The sequence below is a fragment of the Mucilaginibacter sp. P2_A5 genome (assembly GCF_056404995.1).
This window is the reverse complement of record NZ_JBFUCY010000016.1, coordinates 171593-178100: the sequence shown is the minus strand read 5'-3', so window position 1 is coordinate 178100 and position 6508 is coordinate 171593. Positions and strand designations below refer to the sequence as shown.

The window sequence follows — 6508 nt, the reverse complement described above, 5'->3', positions numbered from 1 at the left end:
GGGCCAAATGCCGGAAACATTGCGCCGGGCGGATTCATGATCAAGGTGCTTAGGGTGGCATTATTTGATGCCCTGATTACCGTTACAGCATAAGTTTTGATAGTACTTCCATCGGGGGCAGTTACCAGGACAGTTATGGTGGTAGGGCCGGTGTTCAGCGTTATCGGACCCGAGGCGGAGCCGCTGCTTACGGCAACCCCGTTTACGGTTATTGTTGCACCAGCTTCAACTACTGTTGGTGTAAAGGTAACGGTGTTTATGGAGGGATCTACAGACGTTTTGTAATCCACATTGCTTACAGTGGCGCTTGTCAGCACCAGAGGAGAAGCAGGGCTCATGATCAACGTGCTTAACGCACCGCTGTTTGAACCAGTTCTGTTTACCGTTACGGTATAGGTTTTTGTAGCAATGCCATCCGGCGCAGTTACCACGGTAGTTATTAAAGTTGGGCCGCTATTAAGCGGTATGGGAGCCGATGCTGTACCACTGGCTACCGGTACACCGTTTACTGTAATAGTGCTATTTGGATATGTTGCTGTTGGGGTAAGCGTTACGCTACTGGTTGTTGCGTCGACCCCGGTGGTATAATTTACCGCACCAACTGCCGAACTTGCCAGGATCAGCGGAGAACCCGGGTTCATGGTTAATGAACTTAGCGAAGGATTATTGGATGGGTTTACGGTGATGGTAAAGGTGATGGGTGCGCCATTACAGCCTGCACCGGCTGTAACAAAATTACCAAAAGAGCTTGGATATTCGCCTACGGGAACTGTAGCCACAATAGTATTTGTTGCAACATCGATAACAGATACAGTATTTGAATTGGAATTTACAACATACAATTTGCTGCCGTCAGGGCTTAGCGACAGTCCCGCAGAGTTTCCACCTGCGTCGATAGTTCGGTCTACCTGATTGTCTGCGGTACCAATTACAGATACTCTGCCTGAACCAAAGTTTGTAACATAAGCCAGGTCTCCCGTAGGATTTACCAATATCCCATTAGGGGTAACGAAGCCATTAGGTGAATATAAAGGAGACGTAATAGTGGATACCACTGTATTGGTTGAGGTATTGATTACTGAGACCGTATTAGAATTAGAATTTACTACATACAACCTGCTACCATCCGGGGTTATTGATATTCCAAACGGGGTATCGCCCGCCGGGATAGTTGCTATTACTGCTTTAGTTAAAATATTATTTACTGTAACAGTCCCCCAGCGACTTGAAACATATAGCCGGCTGCCATCCGGGCTTAACGCTATCCCATTAGGATAGTTACCCGCAGCATAACTAGATATTACCTCATTTGTAGCAGTGCTAATTGCTGCTACACCGCCGATTCCCTCCTGGCCCCAATTATAAAAGGTGGCATACAGGACGCTGCCATCCGGACTTATTAATAAACTTGTACAATTAGGAATATTACCGATGGTGGCCACTATTGTATTAGTTGTTGCATCGATCACCGAAATATTTCCAGAATAATTATTTCCTACATACACCCTTGCGCCATCCGGGCTAACTGCAATACAGAGCGGATCAATACCCACAGGAATGGTAGCCACTACTGTATTGGTTGTGGTGTTTATCACTGATACGTTGTTAGAGATTTCATTGGCTATATATGCAAATCCTATGGGTACAGGAGTGGCTGTGATGGTAGCCGTAACCGGGCTGGTGCTTGAGTTTACGGCAGTAAAGGAGGCGATATCGCCCGTGCCGCTTGCTGCTAAACCGATACCTGGTGTATTATTAACCCATTTGAAACTATTGCTTCCACCACTAAAAATAACAGCGGCTGTAGTGGACCCGGTTGCCACGGTTTGGTTGGGTACCGGGGCTATAACAGGTAACGCTTTTACAGTGCCGGTTACTGCCACGGTTTGGCTGGTAAATCCAGTAGAGGATAGCACAACATTGCCCGATACGGTGCCTACCGGTGCAGAAGCCGCCGTCCGTACATAAACTACCGTGCTGCTAACTATACCACCCGATTGTGTAAGCATTACACTGTCGCTATACCCACTACCCGCTGCAAGCGATACTTCGAACCCCGTGGGCGCAGCTGCGGTGATATTTGCCGACAAACCATTTCCTGTAACCTTAAACTGCAAATTATCTGCCGAAGCAGTACCCAAACAGGCAAAAATATTGCCTGTTGTGGCACCCGCCCGGATGGCGGGTGGTGTTGGGTTTACCGTAATAGTAAAACTAACCGGCGCGCCGCTTCCAATATTTGGCGTAATAAAATTGCCATTTGAAACAGGGGAACCGGCCATAGGGATCGTAGCTACTATAGTATTGTTTGTGGTATTAATTGCTGAAATAGTTTTTGAATTTTCCACATACACAGTCGTACCATCCGGACTAACAAATATCCATCTTGCGGACTCACCTACCCTCACGCGTGCTACCGTACCGTTGGTAGCCGAATTGATCACCAGAACATCGTTGTGATCTACACTTGCCACATACAACCGGCTGCCATCAGGGCTTATTGCTAAAGCCGCCGCCCCGTTCATTGGGATAGTAGATGTAATAGCATTTGTTGCGGTACTAATTACAAAAACCGAATTTCCCGTGGCGCTTGATGCATACACCCGGCTGCCATCGGGGCTTACTGCCAATTGAGATAGCCATGAACTTGCTGTAGTAGTAGCCACTATCGTATTGGTAGCAGTGCTGATTGCCCAAAAACTCTTTTGCCCTATCACGTATACACGGGTGCCATCAGGACTTACGGATATAGCCCATGGTTGAGTAGTTAAAGGTATAGTAGTTACTATCAAATTTGTTGCAGTGTTGATTACCGTTACTGTCTGTGGAAGCACATTTGTTACATACAACCTGCTACCATCAGGGCTAACTGTTATTCCGGAAATTTGAGCACCTGCAGAAATAGTTGAAATAACAGTATTGGTCGCAGTATTTATCACCGAAATAGTGCCCGTAAAGCTTGCCACATATGCGCGGCTCCCATCGGAACTTATCGCCACTGGACCGGGATATATCCCCACCGGGATAGTGGCTACTACCGTATTGGTTGCAGTACTGACGACCGAAACGGTATTCGTGGGGCTATTTGCTATATAAGCAAACCCTCCGGATAGCGGGGTGACAGTAATATTCGCTGTTACCGGAGTGGAGCCTGTGTTTACGGCCGTGAACGAAGATATATTGCCGTTGCCGCTCGTAGCTAAGCCGATACCCGGTGTATCATTAACCCATTTGTATATACTATTTCCTAACCCTGTAAAATTAATAGGCATCGTTGTGGTGCCATTTAAAAGGGTTTGGTTTGCTACTGCGCTTACTGTAGGCGAATTTACTATGCCAGTCACTGCAACGCTCTGACTGGTAACTCCTGTTGAAGTGAGCACCACATTGCCTGATATATTACCTGATGGATCAGACGCTGCCGACCGAACATATACCACGGCGCCGTTTACCGTACCCCCCGATTGCGTAAGCACTACACTACTACCATAACCGCTGCTTCCGGTAGCTGTCGGGACAAGCGATACCTCAAATCCAGTTGGCGCCGTTGCGGTGATATCTGCAGACAAGCCACTACCTGTTACTACAAACTGCTGGATATTTGGGCTTGCCGAGGCTGTACCAACATATGCAGAAATATTGCCGGTAACAGCACCTGCAATAATAGTTTGTGCTTGTACTTTGGAGAACACGGCAGATAATAATAGTATTATACTCACAGTGAACAGGCGGTGTAGGTTTTTTTTCATAACGTTGGTTTAAAAACGAGAACTTTAATGGTAATTATACCTCTGGCACTTTATATAAACCGGGAGTCAGGTATAAAAAATAAATCCATGCCCATTACACCGTTAAGCGCAGCCTGCGGCCTGGATTGAGTAAACTTTTACCTGTGCTTTTTTGACTTTTGGTTCGTGGTGCTTGATTCAATTTTTTTATAAGGTGAAGGTCAGATATGCCCTGTTCCTAAAAAAGATATAACCCCAAAAACAGCCGTAAAATATCATCGTGATTTAACTGTTTGGTATGCCTTATTTAGGAATAGTTAATTTTTAATCGAAAATACTTAAAATGTTTTGAATCAAGCAGTAATTAGAAAATAAAATGCGCTATAAAATAACGGGGAAGAAAAATCGTTGTCGGGCCAATTGATACCACGATTATTACTGTATTGAAGGCTTGTGGAGAAACTCTGCTCCTTAACATTCTGGGCTTAACAATATAACCTACAAAGCAGGGGGGGGCGATCTATAAAAATAAATTAGGTGGCAAAGGTTAACAAAACGGATGCTCAAAACCATCCGAAAGCGAAAATGTTACGTTCGTTATATTAGAAAATACGCTGCAATTTTTAAAACCAGACAGCCCAAACCCAGTTCCCACCAATGACCTAAAGGTTAATTTCAAATTCGTCGGCGTCTTTTAAAAACGGCAAAGTCTTGCGGGCTTTTTTTACCTCATCGGCAATAATCGAGAAGGTATATACGTCATCCTCGTCGCGTTTGTAATAAACTACGTTGCCGTTTGGATCGATACAGGTAGAATCGCCCGAATGGTAAACCTCGTTACCATCGTGGCCAACGCGGTTCACGCCTATCACGTAAGCCTGGTTTTCAACAGCGCGTGCGGGCAATAGGGTACGCCAGTGCAGCACCCGGCGTTCGGGCCAGTTGGCTACAACAATCAACAAGTCGTAGGGGTTATTGGCAAGGTTTCGCAGCCATACCGGGAAACGCAGGTCGTAGCAAATCATGGGGCATATTTTCCAGCCGTTCAGCTCCACCATAATTTTTTTGGTGCCGGCAGTGTAGGTATTGTGTTCTTTACCTAAAGCAAACAGGTGGCGTTTATCATAATACTCATAAGTGCCGTCGGTGCGCATCCAAATGAGGCGGTTGTAGTAATGATCGTTTTCTTTGATGATTATACTGCCTGTAACCACGCAATCGTGCTGTTTGGCAGTCTGGTGCATCCATTGCATGGTTTTGCCTTCCATTGGCTCGGCAAGTGCAGCGGCATTCATGGTAAAGCCGGTGCTAAACATTTCGGGCAGTATGATAAGGTCTGTTTTTTCCCTTATTCCGCCAGATAAGCGTAAAGTGATATTTTGTAAATTTTTATCAGTATTTTCCCAAAAAAGGTAGCCTTGAAAAACGGTAATTTTAAGATTATCCATACTTTTTAGTTCATAGTTGATGGTTCATAGATCATGGTTCATGGAACTTTTTATCGTGGTCTTGAACCCCTGTGAAATAATATCCCTCCGGCCATGATCCATCAACTATGAACCATGAACCGAAGTTAAAACAATATCCCTCCGGCCATGATCCATCAACTATGAACCATGAACCGGAGCTAAACTTTCAATAACCTATCAACGGCTTTATCTAAAGTTTCTTGCCTTTTGGCGAAACAAAACCTTAACACATGATGATCAATCCCCTTACTGTAGAAGGCCGAAACAGGTATCGCAGCCACCCCAAACTCCTTAGTAAGGCGCAGCACAAAATCGGCATCTTTCTCGTCGGTGATGTTGCTGTAACGTACTGATTGAAAGTATGATCCGTAGCAAGGAAGTAACTCAAAACGCGTTTGTTCCAGCCCCTGTCTAAAGTAGTCTCTTTTCTGCTGAAAAAACTCCGGTAAACCCACATAAGTTTCTTCATTTTTTAAATACTCGGCAATGGCATATTGTATCGGCGTATTAACCGCGAACACCAAAAACTGGTGAATTTTTCTGAATTCCTGCATCAGGTAGGCCGGCGCCATACAGTAACCAACTTTCCAGCCGGTAGCGTGAAAAGGCTTGCCAAATGATGCTACTATAAAGCTGCGCTGCTGCAAATCGGGGTAACGGGCCATACTGTGGTGAGTTTGGCCATCGTATATCAGGTGTTCGTATACCTCGTCGCTTAATATTAAAATATCCTGGTTTTTAACCAGAGCGCTTAATTCGTCAATATCCTCCTGGTGCAATATAGTAGCAGTAGGGTTGTGCGGCGAATTAAGGATAATCATTTTGGTTTTATGGTTGATGAGCCTTTTTACCATATCCCAGGCTATGCGGTAATTTGGCGGTTCAAGCGGTAATGATTTTACCACGCCGCCCATCAGCTTTATTGCCGGGGCATAGCAATCAAAGGCAGGCTCAAAAATAATAACCTCATCATTAGGATGTATAACTGCGCTAATAGCTGTAAATATAGCCTGGGTACCGCCCGCGGTGATGGTTATTTCGGTTTCGGGGTTGTAAACGGCGCCGTAAAGCTTCTCAGTTTTTTCGGCAATTCGCTCCCTTAAGCTCATCACGCCGGCCATAGGGGCATATTGGTTATGGCCATCTGTCATAGCCTTGTTAACCAGCCCGATTAGGTTGGCCGAGCAGTTGTAATCCGGAAATCCCTGCGACAGGTTTATTGCACCAACCTGGTTGGCCAGGGCAGACATTACCGTAAATATGGTAGTACCCGTTTGGGGTAATTTTGAAACAACAGAAATCATCTAACGG

At 45.4% G+C, this 6508-nt stretch carries 3 protein-coding genes; all 3 read right to left on the bottom strand.

Annotation, left to right across the window (positions count from 1 at the left end; translation table 11 throughout):
* Positions 1–3749 (bottom strand): cadherin-like beta sandwich domain-containing protein (locus tag AC1DXF_RS15950; protein ID WP_477449716.1); only part of this gene is annotated, 3749 nt, incomplete at its 3' end.
* Between the two features lie 641 nt (positions 3750–4390).
* Positions 4391–5176, bottom strand: a complete 786-nt coding sequence (locus AC1DXF_RS15945; RefSeq protein WP_477449715.1) for an amidohydrolase — start codon at positions 5174–5176, stop codon at positions 4391–4393.
* Positions 5177–5355: 179 nt separating this feature from the next.
* Positions 5356–6501 carry a methionine aminotransferase gene (locus tag AC1DXF_RS15940; RefSeq protein ID WP_477449714.1) on the bottom strand — a complete coding sequence of 382 codons (1146 nt, stop codon included), beginning with the start codon at positions 6499–6501 and terminating at the stop codon, positions 5356–5358.
* Positions 6502–6508 lie beyond the last annotated feature (7 nt).